Origin of the sequence: Kitasatospora setae KM-6054 (assembly GCF_000269985.1) — a bacterium.
In the GTDB taxonomy this organism is placed as follows: Bacteria; Actinomycetota; Actinomycetes; order Streptomycetales; family Streptomycetaceae; genus Kitasatospora; species Kitasatospora setae.
This window is the reverse complement of the sequence record NC_016109.1, coordinates 6823619-6839537: the sequence shown is the minus strand read 5'-3', so window position 1 is coordinate 6839537 and position 15919 is coordinate 6823619. Positions and strand designations below refer to the sequence as shown.

Annotated in this window: 8 protein-coding genes; 2 read left to right on the top strand and 6 right to left on the bottom strand. The window is 71.6% G+C overall.

All coding sequences use genetic code 11. The features are described from left to right. Positions 1 to 131: 131 nt before the first annotated feature. Complete coding sequence (locus tag KSE_RS30070) at positions 132 to 1772, bottom strand: amidohydrolase (protein ID WP_014139141.1); 1641 nt, start codon at positions 1770 to 1772, stop codon at positions 132 to 134. A gap of 73 nt (positions 1773 to 1845) precedes the next feature. Next, entirely contained in the window at positions 1846 to 3399 is a 1554-nt protein-coding gene (locus KSE_RS30065; RefSeq protein ID WP_014139140.1) for an APC family permease, read from the bottom strand. 233 nt (positions 3400 to 3632) lie between these two features. Between KSE_RS30065 and KSE_RS30060 the strand changes: the two genes are divergently transcribed. After that, positions 3633 to 4340, top strand: a complete 708-nt coding sequence (locus tag KSE_RS30060; RefSeq protein ID WP_014139139.1) for a TetR/AcrR family transcriptional regulator — start codon at positions 3633 to 3635, stop codon at positions 4338 to 4340. 115 nt (positions 4341 to 4455) lie between these two features. Here KSE_RS30060 and KSE_RS30055 read toward each other — a convergent pair whose 3' ends face one another. The 4 genes from KSE_RS30055 to KSE_RS30040 are packed head-to-tail and all read right to left on the bottom strand — an operon-like array spanning position 4456 to position 13654. Next, positions 4456 to 7329, bottom strand: a complete 2874-nt coding sequence (locus tag KSE_RS30055) for a pPIWI_RE module domain-containing protein (RefSeq protein WP_014139138.1) — start codon at positions 7327 to 7329, stop codon at positions 4456 to 4458. Next, a complete protein-coding gene (locus KSE_RS30050; protein ID WP_014139137.1) occupies positions 7326 to 10967 on the bottom strand; it encodes a pPIWI_RE_Z domain-containing protein in 3642 nt (1213 codons plus the stop codon). Before KSE_RS30050 ends, KSE_RS30055 begins: the two co-directional genes overlap by 4 nt. Further along, on the bottom strand, positions 10951 to 12108 hold the full coding sequence (locus tag KSE_RS30045) for a pPIWI_RE_Y domain-containing protein (RefSeq protein WP_014139136.1): 1158 nt from the start codon (positions 12106 to 12108) through the stop codon (positions 10951 to 10953). The genes KSE_RS30050 and KSE_RS30045 overlap by 17 nt, the downstream gene beginning before the upstream one ends. A 1-nt stretch (position 12109) precedes the next feature. Beyond that, positions 12110 to 13654 (bottom strand): PD-(D/E)XK nuclease family protein, encoded by a 1545-nt coding sequence (locus KSE_RS30040; protein ID WP_148283177.1) that lies wholly within the window; start codon positions 13652 to 13654, stop codon positions 12110 to 12112. A gap of 293 nt (positions 13655 to 13947) precedes the next feature. Here KSE_RS30040 and KSE_RS30035 point away from each other — a divergent pair, with 293 nt between their 5' ends. After that, positions 13948 to 15906: an SAM-dependent methyltransferase gene (locus tag KSE_RS30035; protein ID WP_014139134.1), complete on the top strand. Its 1959-nt coding sequence runs from the start codon at positions 13948 to 13950 to the stop codon at positions 15904 to 15906. Positions 15907 to 15919: the final 13 nt, after the last annotated feature.

Here is a 15919-nt window from a genome sequence, read left to right as displayed (position 1 = left end):
TGTCCTGCTTCCGGAGGGGGTCGGGGTGTCGCGCGGTGGACGCTAGCCGGGCGGCACCGGGCCGGACAACGGGCACCCTGCCAGGCCGTGGCCGCGCGGCCTGACAGGGTGTCCGGGGTCGTTCGGCGGTGTCACTCCGCCACGTGGACCGCCCGGCCGCCGACGTAGGTGCGCAGCACCCGGGTGTCGGCGATCTCCTCGGCGGGCGCGGCGAACGGGTCGCGGTCGAGGACGACCAGGTCGGCGAGGTTGCCGGCGCGCAGCACGCCGGTGTCGTCGAGGCGGTTGAGGTGGGCGGTGCCGGCGGTGTAGGCGGCGAGCGCGGCGGCCAGGTCGAGGCGCTGCTCGGGCAGGAAGACCGGGACGTCCGGGCCGGCGCCGGGTTCGCGGCGGTTGACGGCGACGTGGATGCCGTCGATCGGGACGGGGCTGGAGACCGGCCAGTCGCTGCCGGCGGCGAGGGTGGCGCCGGTGCGCTGGAGGCCGCCGAAGGGGTACTGCCAGCCGGCCCGCTCGGGGCCGAGGAACGGGATGGTGAGTTCGTCCATCTGCGGTTCGTGGGCGGCCCACAGCGGCTGGATGTTGGCGATCGCGCCGAGCGCGGCGAACCGGGCCAGGTCGTCGGGGTGGACGACCTGGAGGTGGGCCAGGTGGTGGCGGTTGCCGCGGCGGCCGTTGGCGGCGACGGCGGCCTCGATCGCGTCCAGGGCCTCGCGGACGGCGCGGTCGCCGAGGGCGTGGAAGTGCACCTGGAAGTCGAGCGCGTCGAGGGCGGTGACGTGCTCGCGCAGCGCGACGGGGTCGACGAAGCTGAGGCCGCTGTTGCCGGTGGCGCAGCCGCAGCCGTCCAGGTAGGGGGCGGTGAGGGCGGCGGTGAAGTTCTCGGCGATGCCGTCCTGCATGATCTTGATCGAGCTCGCCCGGAACCGGCCGTGGGTGTACGTGGCGCGGCGGGCGACCAGTTCGGGGATCTGCTCGGCGCCGCGCTCGCGGTCCCACCAGAGGGCGCCGACCACCCGGGCGGTGAGGGTGCCGTCCTGGGCGGCCTCCAGGTAGGTGTCGGACGGGTCGGGGTTGCCGCCGAACTCGCCGAGCAGGGCGTCCTGCCAGGCGGTGATGCCGAGCGAGTGCAGCATCGCCTGGGCGCTGAGCAGGCCGGCCTTCCGGTCGGCGGCGGTGGGGTCGGGGGCGTGCCGGCCGACCAGGCCGATGGCGCCCTCCTGGAGCACGCCGCTGGGGGTGCCGTCGGGCTCGCGCTCGATCCGGCCGTCGGCGGGGTCGGGGGTGTCGCGGGTGAGGCCGGCGAGCTCCAGGGCGCGGGTGTTGGCCCAGGCGCCGTGGTGGTCGCGGTTGGAGAGCAGGACGGGCCGGTCGGGGACGACGGAGTCGAGCAGCTGCCGGGTGGGCAGGCCGCCGTCGAAGCTCTCCATCGACCAGCCGCCGCCGGTGATCCACTCCTTCTCGGGGTGGGCGGCGGCGTACTCGGCGATCCGGGCCAGGTAGTCGGCGACGGTGACGGTGCCGGTGAGGTCGCAGGACGCCATCTCGACGCCGCCGTAGACGGCGTGCACGTGGGCGTCCTGGAAGCCGGCCACCAGCAGGCGGCCGCGCAGGTCGACGACCTCGGTGCCCGGACCGATCGACTCCCGCACCTCGTCGTGGCCCACCGCGGTGATCCGCTCGCCGGTGACGGCCAGCGCGGTCGCCCGGGTGCGGGCGGCGTCGCCGGTGTGGATCGGCCCGCCGGTGAAGACCAGGTCGGCACGGTTCATGGGGTGGTGCTCCGTTTTCTGCGCGGGGTACGGGAGTCGGGGCCCGGGCCCGTGGTCGGGCCCGGGCCGCGGGTCAGGCGGTGGCGGGTTCGGTCTCGGCGGGGTCGGCCGGGCCGCTGCCGCCCGGGCCGCTGCCGGCCCGGTCGGTGGCGCCGGTGAAGTAGGCCGAGCGGCGGCCCCAGCGGGACCAGGCCGCGGCGACCAGGCCGGAGCCGATCATCAGGACCGGCACGGTCAGCTCGAACCAGCCGTTGCCGGCCGAGAGTTCGAAGTGGTCGGCGCTGTCGTAGAAGCTCCAGGCCAGGTAGCCGCCGACCAGCAGCAGCACGACCGCGCCGAGCAGCGGGGCGACGACCGCCTTGAGGCCCTCGACGACGTTCTCCCGCAGCAGGTGGCGGAAGCGCACGGCGGAGGCGATCGCGACCAGCGCGTAGTAGAGGGCGACGACGATGCCGATGGCGTTGACGGTGGCCGAGATCAGCTCGGTCACGGTCGGGATGACCAGGGCCAGGCCGGCCAGCGCCAGCGCGATGCCGGTGATCAGCCAGGTGCCGGTGGAGGGGGTGCGGAAGCGCGGGTGCAGCCGGGTCCAGACCCGGCCGAGGGTGCCGTCGCGGCCCATCGCGTAGGTGCCGCGGGCGGTCGGGATGACGGCGGCCTGCAGCGAGGCGGCGGCCGAGAAGGTCAGCGCGACCAGCGGCAGCGCGGCCAGCGGCTGGGCGGCCAGCTTGTCGGCGAAGTACGCCAGGCCGACGGCGCCGTTGTCGGCGAGCTCGTCGATCGGCAGCACCCGCTGGAAGGCGGTGCCGGCGAACAGGAACAGGCCGAGCATCAGCAGCAGCGACAGGAAGCCGCCGCGGGTGGCGTCCTTCGGGTCGTGGACCTCCTCGCCGACGCTGAACACCGACTCGAAGCCCCAGTAGCAGAACACCGCGAGCACCATGCCCTGGGCGAGCGCCGCCATCGACGGGATCTCGAACGGGTCGTACCAGGACAGGCTGAACGGCTGGTCACCGGCGAACAGGCCGTACCCGCAGAACGCGAGCAGCACGGCGTACTCGAAGATCAGCAGGTACTTCTGCAGCTTGGCGGCCAGGTCGAGGCCGCGGACGGCGACCACGGTCGCGGCGAGCAGCACCAGCATGCCGATCAGCGTGCACTGGAAGCTGGAGTCGGGGTCGAGCTGCACGCCGGGCAGCGCGTGCAGTCCCGCCTTTCCGGCCAGCTGGATCAGCGCCGAACCGGTGACGGTGGTGGTGTACGCCATGAAGACGATGGTGGTGACGATGTTCACCCAGCCGGTCAGGAAGCCGAGCCACGGGTTGAGCGCGTTGCCGACCCAGCGGTAGGAGCTGCCCGCGTCCGGTTCGACCCGGTTGAGGCGGCCGTAGCCGCTGGCGATGGCGAGCACCGGCAGGAAGGCCAGCAGCATGATGGCCGGCAGGTGCAGGCCGACCACGCCGGCCATCAGGCCCAGGCCGATGCCGATCGAGGTGGTGGCGGCCGTGCTGGACGCGGCGATCACCACCACCGCGCCGACGCCGACCGACTTGCGCATCGCGTCCGGGCCCGCGGAGGAGCCGCCGCCGTCGGGGACGGGGCCCCGGTCCTTGACCGTCGTTGCCAAAGGATCACCGCCGTGAGGTGTCGTGGGGGGACGCCCGCGGGCGGGCGCCGGGTGAGGGGGTGCGCCGGGCTGCGGCGCGGGGGTGCACGAGGAGGACCGGCGGGCTTCGGGGGGCTCCGCGCGCCGGGTGGGGGCCGCCGGCGGGGAACCGCCGGTGGGAGGCCATGAAACCCCCGCCTCCGCCGAACGTCAATGCTGTTGTCATAACGGCGGATGCCCTAGGCTCACGGGCCATGACCGACCGAACCGACCGGGTCGTCCCCGAGACCGAACGCCGGCGCCGCCGCCCCACCAAGCACGGCACCGTGCTCTCCGAACGCGCCATCGTCGAGACCGCGCTCCGCCTGGTCGGCCAGCACGGCGCCCAGGCGTTCACCGTCCGCCGCCTCGGCATCGCGCTCGGCGCCGACCCCAGCGCGATCTACCGGTACTTCCACAGCACCGACGACCTGCTGCTGGCCGTCGCCGACGAACTCATCGGCCTCGGCCTGGCCGGCTGGCAACCCACCGGCCACTGGCGCGCCGACCTGCGCGAGGTCGGCCTGCGGATCCACGCCAGCTCACTCGCCCACCCGCAGGCCGCCGTCCTCGCCGCCTACCGCACCACCGGCCGGGCCAACGAGATCCGCGCCATCGAGACCATGCTCGGCATACTGCGCGAAGCCGGCTTCCCCGACCCGGACGCGGTCGCCCTCTACCACGCCTTCATCGACCAGGCCCTCGGCTTCGCCGTCCTCGACTCCGCCGCCGTCGCCCTCCCCGCCACCGCCCAGCGCGCCGACAACGGCGTCTGGGACACCGCCTACCGCGACCTCTCCCCCACCACCCACCCGCACATCACCGCCACCGCCGACCTCCTCGCCGCCGACATGCGCCGCAGCGCCTACCCCCTCGCCCTCGACCTCCTCCTCGACGCGCTGGCGGCCCGACTGCCGTCCTGACCGGGCGGCCCGGCCCGCGCGGGGCGCCGGCGTCCTGACCGGGCGGCCCGATCCGGTCGGCGCGCGCCGTGGGCGGGGCCGGGAACTCCGGAACCCCGCTTCTCGGCGCAGTCGCTCAGAGGTCGAATGCGAGTTGGACGGCTTCGGAACCACCGTCGGCGGCCGGAGCGGCGTCGTCCGCCTCTTCCGGCTCCGCTGTCGCGGGCAGGACGTACTCCCCCGCGAGCTTGGCGAGGTGGAGCGGCAGCGGGAGGGCCAGGTACGAGCGGTAATCGGGCGTGCGGCGGAGCTGGTGGGTCAGGGCGGCCCACAGCTCCGGGTCGTCGCCGGGTTGGCAGCCCACCACGGCGAGTTCCAGCAACCCCGGGTTCCAGGCGATCCTTCCGGTCTCGACCTTCGAGACGCCGCTCTTCCCGATCTCCCTGGTGACCCATCTGGAGGCGTTGACGATGGCGCCCTGCCCGGCCCAGCCCCGTTCTGCGGCGCTGACGAACAGGCGGTCGTCCGGTCCTGCCGACGGGTGCCGCCAGAGTCCTTCGGCGATTCCCGCCCTGTTGGCGGGTTCGGGTGCCTCCTCCCCGGCTTCGGGCCCCTTCGGGCTGGCGTCTCCTCCGTGGCCCCACCACTGCGGGGTCTCGAAGCCGGTCTGGCTCCGGAGCCGGACCAGGCGCAGCCCGCTCCCCTGCGTACCCAGGGGCTGCGGCTCACGCCCGTACAGTCCGATCCGGTCGGGTTCGATCTCCGCGTTCTGGAGCCAGGTCCAGAGCTGGCGGCTGTTCTGGGCATGGGCGAGGAGCAGGGTGGGACGGTCGCGAAGACTGAAAAGCATCTCCTGCACGGCCCTGCTCACGGCCTCGCGCTGGGCGTCCCGCACCGATCCGCCCTCGCCGCGGCCCGCTTCCTCCACCGGGTCGTCGTCCGGGAGGTCCTCGCCGTCTTCGCCGACCGGTAGCACCGCCTGCGCGGCCAGGCGTAGGTGGAGCTCGGCGTACGGAACCCATTCACCGGTCCGGGCGTCCCAGCCGGTGATCGCCTCAGGTGCCCCGTAGCCTTCCTGCGGCCTGATCCGGATCGCGATCGGAACCAGTGCCGCTTCCCGGGTGGGCCCGCTGGCCAGGCGCCGGACGAGCCAGAACGCGGCGTACTGCAGGTCTTCCGGCGTGTCTCCCTCGAACCCGTGCTCGGGCACCGCCCGCAGCCCGAGCTGCCGGAACCCGTCGGTCCAGGTTTCGACGGCCTTCGCTTCGAGCGCGGTCGCACGCCGCTTCGTGTTCTTGTCGGGCGGCTGCGGGAGCACGAACTGGCTGAGCGTCCTGGCGTCGCCACAGCCCAGCCGCAGGGCGAACTTGGGGTCCGCCTCACTGATCTCGTAGGAACCCCGTTCCAGGATCTCCAGCACCGCCAAGGCGGGACGTTCCCGGCTCGCGTTCCGTGCCAGGCGGGCGGCCGTCTCGGTTCGGCGGGACTGGATCGCCGCCCGGATGGCGACCGTGCGTCTCCGGTCGGCCTTGTCGAGCGGCAGCCCGCCCCCGAGCGCGCTGATCCGCTGGAGCCTGAGCCGCACGTCCAGTTCGGGCGTGTGCCATGCGAGTCGGTCATCGCTGCCCTCGGGTTCGGGCCCGGACAGGCCGAGCAGCTCCTCCAGTCCCTTCACCATCGCGATCCGGATCTCCGAGGTGTTCCAGAGGAAGTCCAGGTCGATCGTCCGGCCGCCGTTCAGCCTGGCGAGCCCTTCCCGCCGCTGCCGGGCGCGCCTCGCCTTCTCCTCGCTCCGGCCGACCTCATCGGCCGGCAACGACCGGGCCCGGTTCACCGGTGCGGGTCGGTGCTTCGTCACTCGTTCCAGGTCCGGCAGCCGACCGATCGCGTCGGGGAACGCGCTCTCGAACCATTCGGTGAGCGGCACCCGGTCCCTGGGCATCAGCCCGGGCATCACGCCGTGGCTGCCCATCGCCGTGCTGTGCACCACGGCGGCTTCGAGCCCCGATACGCCGCGGAGCCACCTGGCCGGATCCGACAGCAGGTCGGCGGGCTCGGGGAAATCCCCTTCGAGAGTGAGGCGAGAGAGCATGCCGGTCGGTCCGCCGTGTTCCCAGGCGACGGCCTTGGCCTGCCGGTCGTACCGCATCCGAGCCACCGAGAAGCTACCGGCGAGTTGCGGCGAGGTCCCCTTCAGCCAGGGGGCGGACGGTTTCAGGAACACGGACGTCGCCCGACGAGCAGGGAGGAAAAGACCGTTCCTGCCGGTTCCGGTGGCCCATCTCCGGACCCCCGTCCGTACGTGGATGCGCGGCAGCGGGTGGAACGGGACGGTCTGCAGCGTCACTCCGATCACCGCCGAGAAGAACCACTCACCGCGCTTGTCCACGTGGAGGTCCGGAGGCCAGGAGACCAGTTCCGCGCCCCGTTCGAAGGAACGGCGGGCCACCGTACGGAAGGAGAGCGAGAGGCTCCCTTTCTCGTGCTTGAACGGGGATAGCTGCAGGGCCTGTTGGGCGATGGCGTCCGGGAGCAGCTGGTAGAGCCGCGGATCCGGCTGTGCCGTTCCCACCGTGTTCGCTCCACCGGCCAGGAGCGGGATCTTCCCGCGTTCCCAGCGCAGGGTCGCCGGGGCGAGTCCGGCTATCAGCTGCCGCACCTCGCGTCGCGGCACGGAGTCCGGACGCAGGTCCCACACCCAGGCGGTGAAGACGGCGGCGAACACCTCCGGCGGGACCGGCCCGTGGGCGTAGAGCCAGGGCGCCTCGTCCTCGACATCGACCCACTTGGCCACCGACACGATCCCCGGGAGCAGCGATTGGAGCAGGCTGTTGAAGCGCCCGACCGGAAGGCTGCGGCACTGCTCGGGATCCCGCTTCAGACCACGCCGGTAGAGCGCGAGGAGTGCTTCGCGGTAGTGCCGGGGGAGGACAAGGGTGTGGTACTCGGCGTTCCACGCCGCACCCGGGTGGGGTTGGTAGGCGGCCAGCCGGACGTTCGAGTACTTCACCAACGCTGATCTCCTCCTTGACGTCGTACCGCGGCCGGTCCGGCCGCGGTGGTGCCGTTGTCCAGCATCTCGGCCAGCGCCTTGTGCAGCGGCCCGTACAGTGCCTCGACCAGTTGCCTGTCCCGACGGGCGATGCCCGAGGTCCTGTCGAAGTACGGGGCGAGCACGTGGAGCATGCTGGCGAGCAGGCCGGTGCGGTGCGTGTCGCGTCCTCGGCCGGCTGCCTCGCGTTCGGCGAACTTGGAGTCCACGAAGACCACTCGGGCCGGCACCGCTCCGCGGACGAGTCGGCCGATGACCTGCCACATGATCACCATGCGGTCCCAGGTGAACGCCGCCTTCTCCTCGTCGTCCAGCCGTGACCACGCGGCCTGGCGGGTGAGCAGGGTCCGCCACTCGATCCGGCCGAGCCGCCGGAAGGCCCGCCCGGCCTCGTCCAGGTCGGCCGAGGCCCCGACGAGGCGGGCGAATTCACTGCCCGACGTCGTTCCGCCGATGTCCAGCTGCTCCTCGACCCACCTGTTGATCTTCTGCACGGCCAGGTTCAGGTCGTGCGGGCGAGGATGCGGACGGGCCAGGAAGAAGACGGAGCCGATGGCGGCCTTGCCCGCGTCGTTGAGGATGTTGTGACCGCGTTCCACGGACATCAACGGGGCCACCAGGATCTGTGCCCCGGTCTCCCCGAAGGTGGCCACCTCACCGCGGCGCAGGACGGCCGGACCGTGGTCTTCGTCCGAGTCCTGCTCCGGCGGTCCGCCGTACGACCAGGGCTCCAACTCCGCGTCGTCAGCGATCAGCTGGCACACCTTGCCCTGCCATTGGGGCATCTTGTGGATCAGGGCCGCCGCGCGCCTGGCTTCGTCGTAGGAACCGACCAGCAGCAGCAGCCGCTTGCGCTGGTGATCACCGATCAGGCGGATCTCCTCGTCGAAGACACTGGTCCTCCTGCCTTCCACCGGAGCGGCCAGCTGTCGGAGCATCAGTTCCAGCATCTTCGGGCGCTCCTCCGGTCTGGTACCGGACAGGTGCAGCGCCTTGCCGTCGAGCCCGTGCACGAAGTGGGTCCGAAAGACGCTCGTGAGCACGTTGGCGTGCTCACGCTTGGGCGTTCGGAGGATCGCGCGAACCGGAGCCCGGACATGGGCCCCGGGCGCGGTGCCCGCCCAACTGGTCCCCGACATCAGCAGGACGTTCGGGCACGGGCCGTCGATCGGCGCCGCGGACTCGATCAGCTCGGAGAGGAGGATCCGGCCCACGCCCGTGCAACGGAAGAACCTGAGCGCGCCGCTGCCGCTGCCGGCGTCGTCCAGGTCCTCGGGGAGGAACTGGAAACCCAGGATGTTGCCCATCGGCGATTCCGGTACCACCGGGCCGTAGTCGATCGGGGGGCGCTTCGCCAAGTGGTTGGAGGCGGATTCGAGGTTGAGCTCGTCCTCCACCGTCACCCACTGGTCGGTGACCGCGTCCAGTCGCTCCTGAAGCGCGGCAAGCAGCAGGGTGAACTCGAAACGGCGGATCTCGGGTTTCAACTCCTCGTCGAGCCGGCGTTCCTCCGCCGCGTCCAGCCGCCTGCCGGCGGCCTGGAGGTCCGCCGTGATCTCTTCGAGGGAGGGACGGCCCGACAGGGTGCGCAGCAGGGGGGTGATCCGGTGGTGCACGGCGCTTTCGGCCAGCCCGTGCAGCAGGTCCTGGGTGATGCCGACGAGTTCGGCCAGTTGCGGGTCGTTGGTGGTGTTGGCTCCCAACGGGTCCTCGCGGAACTGCTCGAAGAGGTCGAACAGTCGTTCGCGCGCACTGCCGGCGGTCTTGCCGGCGCTCTCCGGTGCTCCCTCCCCGGCCGCCTCCGCCGGTTCCTCCTCGACCGCGTCCGCCGGCTCCTCCGACTCCTCCGACTCCTCTTCGGATTCCGGATCGGCTCCTCCCGGGTTCCCGAACCAGTTGTTCACCAGTTTCTGCTGGAGCGTCCAGGTGCTGAAGTAGTCCGCCTGCACCCAGGCCCGGAGGTCCGAATGGCGGAGGAGTCTGGCGTAGAGCCGGTCCGCGGCGGCGCTCACCGTGTTGAGGGCGGAGGTCCAGTCGTCGACCGTCGACTTGGACAGTTGCAGTCGTGCCCTGCGCGCGAGTTCGTCGATGGTGTGGCTGTACAGGTCGTCGAGCCACGAGTCCGGTGCCCGCCCGACCAGGGTCGCGGACGGCGCGAACAGCGCGTCCAGCTGCATCTGCACCTGGTCCGCCTCGTCGACGACGATCAGGTCGCTGCGAGCGGCGGCGAGTTCGAGCAGGCGGATCCGCTCGCGGTTCTGCTGACGGGGGACCAGGCTGTAGACCAGGCTCGCGGGGTTCGCCACCCAGACGTCCGCGTCGACCAGGCTGTGCGCGGCCTGGTGCCGAGGACATTTGGCCCACAGCGGGCAGCTCCGGTCGGGTCCGGTCTCCTCCTCGTCCCCCCGGGGCTGCGCGGCGGCCGCTCGGCCGGCCCGGCCGAAGACCGGTACGGGGGGCTCCTTCGTCTCCACCGCGCGGAGGTGGCTGCAGGGTGCCTCGGAGAAGAGCAGCGGCTCGCTGCCCTCCATGCTGCGCAGGGCGTCCAACGGGCAGGCGGTGCTCAGGTAGGTGAAGCGGGTCGGGTCGTGGGCGAGCAAGGTGGGCGCCTTGGCCGTGGCCAGTCGGCGGTGCATCCGCTGGGTGTTGCGCACCCTGGTGGACGCCCCGAGGACCGGAGCCGCCTTGATCCCCAGATCGGTGAACAGCGCCACCAGCTTGAGCTGTTCGGCGATGTCCCCGACGACGAGGGTGACGCGCCTGCGCTGCTTCGCGAGCCGGACCGTGAGCACGTCGCGGAACGTGCTCTTGCCGGCGCCGACCATGCCGGCGAGGTGGAACATGCCGTCGATCGTCAGCCACTGGCGTTCCACGTACTCTTGGCCGTCCTGCGTCAGGACGTCGAAGTTGATGCTCTCGACCCGTTCCACCCAGGTCTTCCCCCGGCTGGGCCCGAGTTCCCGGTCCATCCAGTCGGCGGTCTCCAGCAGTTCCCCGCGGACCACCTCCACCGGACCGGGGCGCCGCCGGTCGATCGCCTCCAGGTCGTACCCCTGGGCGCTGTAGGCGGGGAACTTCTCCGGGATCCGTACGTGGCCGGTGCCGTTCCGCAACGGGAAGCGGTACGTCCGCCCCTCCTCCGCCTGCTTCAGCCCCGGTCGCAGGTGACGCTTGGGCGTGTCCACCAGCACGGACTCGTACACTTTCCAGCGGTGGTTCGCCGCTGCGGGATCCAGCCGTTTCGGCGGCTCGGAGAGACTGCCCAGTTCGAAGCCGCGCACCCGCTCCGGGTAGTCCCGGTACTTCTCCAGGCAGGCGTCCCAGGCGTACGGGCGGCGCATGCTCCATCCGAGGTGCCGCAGGATCCGCAGCGCCCGCTCGCGTTCGGCCGAGTCCGCGCCGACCAGCGCGTAGGGGTAGCCGGAGAACAGCGTCCATCCGGCCTTGGCCGGCTGGCCGGGACAGAGCCGGTCCAACGCGTACAGGCCGATTTCCACGCGGCACAGTTGGCGGGCACGCGGCGGCGACTCCTCGCCAAGCCACGCGCTCTTGACCGCCGGAGCGATCAGGTCGATCCAGCTACTGCGGTCGATCATCCGGTGCTTCCCTCCCTCGTGGGCCGTTCTCCACGAACGCCTTCACCTCGCTGACCAGTTCGGCGTCGCTGAGCAACTCCGGGCCGATGGGCCTGACCTCGCGGTACCTGGTGCGGTAGCCGGAGACCGCGGTGACGCTCTCCCTCGGTACGACCCACAGGCGTCGATGGGCCGCGAGGTCGGGGCGCGGCTGCTCGCGTAGGCGACCCAGCAGCCCCGGGTCCACCCAGTCGTGCACGTCGACCGCCCAGACCACCCCGCCCGGCAGGACGAGCCGCAGGTCGAAAGCGCCGAAGTCGGGCCACAGTTCGACCTCGCACCAGGCTCGCAACCTTTGTTCGAGCTTGAGCGCCACCCGTCCGGGTGCGGTGATCCACTGGCGGACGGGCCTCGTCAACTGGCGCAGGCCGCCGTCACGCGCGTCGAGTTCCTTCCCCTCGCGGACACCGCGACGGCGGCACTCCTCGCGCTCGCACCGCCACTCCGAACGCCTGGTGCGCACCAGGAGGATCCCGCAGCGACCGCAGAGCACCGCCCGGCCCTTCTCGACCGAGCCCGGCGGGGCAGGGCGGTAGACCTCGTTCAGGACGTCCCTGACCAGGTCCGCGTCCATGTCCGTCCGACCGAGCATGGTGCTCAGCTTGTTCTTCGTGGTCACCGGTTCCTTCGCCAGTTGCCGGCGGAACGCGAGGTAGGTCTCCTGGTCGTCCTCGGCCCGGCAGCGGTCCGCGGCGAAGGCGAGCACCTGGCGGTCGAAGCGGTTCGCGGGGTGCCGTTCGGCGTCCGCCGCCCACTCGAGGCAGAGCTGGGTCGGCAGCCGGGTGTCCTCGTCCAGCAGTCGGCCGTCCGGATGGGCGGTGCCTTCGGGCAAGTGCAGCGGCCAGTCGTCGAGGATCCTGGTGGCGCCCCATTCGATCAGACCGGGAACGCTCTCCGGCAGCGGGCACCGGAGCCACAGGCAGGTGAGCGCCAAGCGGTCCAGCGCGCGTTGGGCCTCCGCGGGGTAGGGCAGTTGGAAGGTCCCGGGATTCTCCACGTCGTGCAGGGCGACGAGTGCCGTGGCCACGTCCTGGAGCGCGGCGACTCCGTCGTCCGAGTCCCACCGCCAGGCCCTCGGTGGCTTCTCCGGCGTCTGTGCCACTTCAGTCCGCTCCCTGGGTTCGACCGGGCAGATCCGCGCGGTCCCCGCACCAGACGGCGGTGGAGCAGCGGGCGCAGTGCTGCCCCGGGTTCGGGGTGTGCGAGGTGTCCCCGTGCCAGTTCTCCACCAGACCGCGGACGATCTCCCGAGCGCGTTCGACGAGGTGCCGCTGATCGGCCATGAGGATCTCCAGCCTCGCTCCGTCGGTGCCGAGCACCTCCAGCTCGACCCGGCCCGGCCCGCCGCGGTCGGGAGTCAGCGCCATCCAGAGCAGCGCGAGCGCGAGTTGCGGGCGTTCCGCCAGCAGATCGGACTCCACCGGCAAGCCTCGACGGACGTCCGTCTTGGTCTCCCGGTACACCCGCATCCCGCCCTCCCGGTACAGCGTGTCCGGTCGGGCGGTGATCAGTACGTCCGCTGCCGGATCGTGCAGGGTCACCTGCGCCTCGTGGACGATCCCGTTCACGGTCGACAACCGGTAGGGGCAGTACCTGGAGTGGGCGGCGACCATCCGGGCCCCCTGGTCGGCCTCGCGACCGGAGACCGACCATCGGCCCGCGGTCCACGGCCCGCCTCCGTCCGGCGCCTCGTCCGGCCGACAGGCGACGCCGGGGTGCGCCTCGTGCTGCTGCTGGATCCGGACGTGCACCGCGTGCCCCCTGACCACGGCCGGTCCCCATTCCCGATCGGCCTCGGGAGGGAGGCGCAGCCGGTGGAACCGGTCGCGCGCGGGGCAGCCGTCGCCCTTCCCGCTGTTCCCCGCGTAGTAGCGGCCGTTCGTCACCGACCAGGTACGCCGCGCCCGGTTCGGATCATCGATGCCGAGCAGGCCGGGCACGCGTGGCAGCGCCGGGCAGGTGGCGATCAACTTGCAGTCCCCGCAGCCTCGACCGGGGCGGTACTCCGTGCCGGTCACGACGTCGGCCAGCCGCTTCCTCCCTGATTTCCGGTACCGCTCGCGAATCGCCTCCGGCGTGTCGACCAGGATCGGTTGCGCCCGGCCGTTGACGCAGTCGACCACGGTGATCCGGACCGATTCCGGTGGTGCCGCGCTCTCGGCCGACGCGTCGACCGGCTCGGCGTACTGCTTCCAGAACCGGAAATCGGGCAGTTCGGCCGGTCGGCCCTCGGCCAGCACCATCGCCATCACCGCGAGTTCCGACTCGTCGCGCTCGTCCTGGTCGACCCGCTTCGCGAGGGGGATGCGCAGTTCCCGCGTCCGGCTGGACGGATCGACGTAGCGGCGCCCCCAGACGCACAACTCGTAGCGCAGGGCGCCGCGGTCGTCCGGTTCGTCCAGGGTCCTGATGAACACCCAGTCGTGCCGCACCGGGACCAGCTCCGGCCCAAGGGTCGAAAGGTAGCGGTGAACCGCGAGCCGGGTCCAGGCCGCGAAGCCCTGTTCCAGGGGCGGCCTGCCCGCGGGCGCGCCGACCCGCTCGAGCGCCCGGTCGACCGACAGGTGGTCGAACTCGATCAGATCGAGCGCTTCCATGACCGGACCGAGATTGAAATGTTCCTGACTGTCAGACTTGAAGCGAGCCACCGACCCGGGCGGCACGGTGGCTCGCGGCCGAGCCTTGAGCGCCGACCTCATCGGGCAGGCCAGCTCGTCCTCCCGGGCGGATCCGGTGAAAACCCTTATGAGACTTGATGATCCACCCACGCCCGGCGGCGGTCGCCATTGTGACACTCGAAGTACCCCCTCGCCCGGAGAAGCTGCGGCGAACCATAGAGTTGCATCTGCTTGTTGATGACGTCAACCAATCCAGTACAAGATACGTAGTCATCAGTTCACTCGGTGCTAGGCTGCGCGGAGCAGCGACACGAGGAGTCCCGATGACCACAGACGCGACCATCACCGCGGCGGGCGTCGCCCGGATCGCCAAGGTCGGGCCGGCCGCGGTCAGCGCCTGGCGCAAGCGGTTCCCCGACTTCCCGACTCCGACGGCCGGCACTCCGTCGAGCCCCCGGTTCGCCCTCTCCGAAGTCGTCGGCTGGCTCCGCGACCACGGCAAAGAGATCCACTTGTCCGCCTCCGAGGAAGCCTGGCAGCGGATCGACGCGCTGAGCGACCCCGCGCGTCCGGCGGCCGTCCTCGCCTCGTTCGCCCGGACCCTGTCCAGCCGCCCACCTGTCGCCGATGACCCGAAGGATCCGGTTTCAGTCGAACTCGCTTCCATCGCAAGGCGCTTGAGCCTGACCGAAACCCCTGCGGCGTCTTTCGAGTCCGTTCTGGCTCGCTGGAAGGACGCCTATGCCAGGCAGGTGGAAGTGACTCCCGAACCGATCGCGGCCCTGATGGTCGAACTCGTCGCACCCGTCGGCGCCCCGCTGACCGGCCCGGTATTCGATCCGGCCTGCGGAACCGGCACACTCCTCCTGGCGGCCGCGCAAGCCGGGGCGACCCGACTGATCGGCCAGGAGATCGACCCGGATCTCGCCGAACTGTCCCGCCGACGACTGGACCTGGCCGGCGCCGGAACGGTCACCGTCGAAGCCGGGGACTCACTCACGGCAGACGCTTTCCCCGACTGCTCCGCCCCCGCCGCCGTCTGCAATCCGCCCTTCGGGCAACGCCACTGGGGCCGCGACGGCTTGGCGTACGACTCCCGCTGGGCCTACGGCCTGCCGGCCCAAGGAGATCCCGAACTCGCCTGGCTTCAGCACGTGCTGGCCCACCTTTCACCGGGCGGGCGGGCCGTGATCGCGATGCCCCCGGCCGCCGCCTCGCGACCGTCCGGTCGCAGGATCCGAGCGGAGTTGGTGCGGAACGGCAAACTACAGGCCGTCATCAGCCTTCCTCCCGGCTCGGCTTCGACCCACTCGATGGGCATCGATCTGTGGGTCCTCGGATACGGAACGCGCACCAGCGTGCTGTTCCTCACCGCTGCCCGGCACACGGATCCCGCCGCCGGCCAGCGCCACGCGGTGGACTGGCCCTCAGTGCACCGCGAAGTCACGACGGCGTGGCTCGACTTCCAGCACGGCCGACCGGTCGACGAGGCAGGAACGGCCCACGTCGCGCCGATCACCGATCTGCTGGACGACACCACCGACCTCACGCCGGCCACCAGGATCCCCGTGACGGCGCCGCCGGCCCCGAGCCTCGGCGAACTGACGGAGGCCGCGACGGAGTGGCGCACCATGCTCACCCGGTTGACCAACGGCCTCCCGCCCGTGGAACCGGCCGGCCCCACGGGCGCACATGTCATCTCGCTGGAGGATCTGGTCAGCTCCGGAAACGTCCGACTGTGGCGGGGGGTCTCGCGCCGGGACACTCCGCCGCCGGACGGTCCGGCGCGCCTTCTCCTGCAACTCCAGGAAGCGGTCCTGGGCAACCCGCCCACCTCCATGACGACGGACGGCACCCTCGACGCCATCCAGGCGGATGACGTCCTGATCCTGGCCGGAACGGTCGAGAGCGCCCGCCCGGCTCGGCCCATCGAGTTCGGAGCCGTACCCGGGCCCGGAATCACGGTGCTCCGCCCCGATCCGGAGGTCCTCGACCCCTGGTTCCTGGCCTACTCACTGGCCGAGACCCCCGGGCGACGACGGGCCGGAACCGGTGGCCGCCCGTCCCCGCTCGCCCCGTCCCGCGTACACCTCCCGGTTCGTTCCCTGAGCGACCAGCGCAGGATCGGCACGGCCTTCCGCCGAATCGAAGAATTCAGAACCGTACTCGACGAGGCGAGCCAGCTCGGACGCCTGGTGGCAACCCGGCTCATCGACGGACTCGCCTCCGGAGCGCTGCAGCCGACCGAGAACGATCCGATCGCCTCCCCCGGCAAGCAGTGAAACGAACATCGGC

Bases quoted from the DNA above. Each gene is read 5' to 3' on its own strand.
- KSE_RS30070 (WP_014139141.1), bottom strand. From the start codon at position 1,772: ATGAACCGTGCCGACCTGGTCTTCACCGGCGGGCCGATCCACACCGGC.
- KSE_RS30060 (WP_014139139.1), top strand. From the start codon at position 3,633: ATGACCGACCGAACCGACCGGGTCGTCCCCGAGACCGAACGCCGGCGC.
- KSE_RS30050 (WP_014139137.1), bottom strand. From the start codon at position 10,967: ATGATCGACCGCAGTAGCTGGATCGACCTGATCGCTCCGGCGGTCAAG.
- KSE_RS30035 (WP_014139134.1), top strand. From the start codon at position 13,948: ATGACCACAGACGCGACCATCACCGCGGCGGGCGTCGCCCGGATCGCC.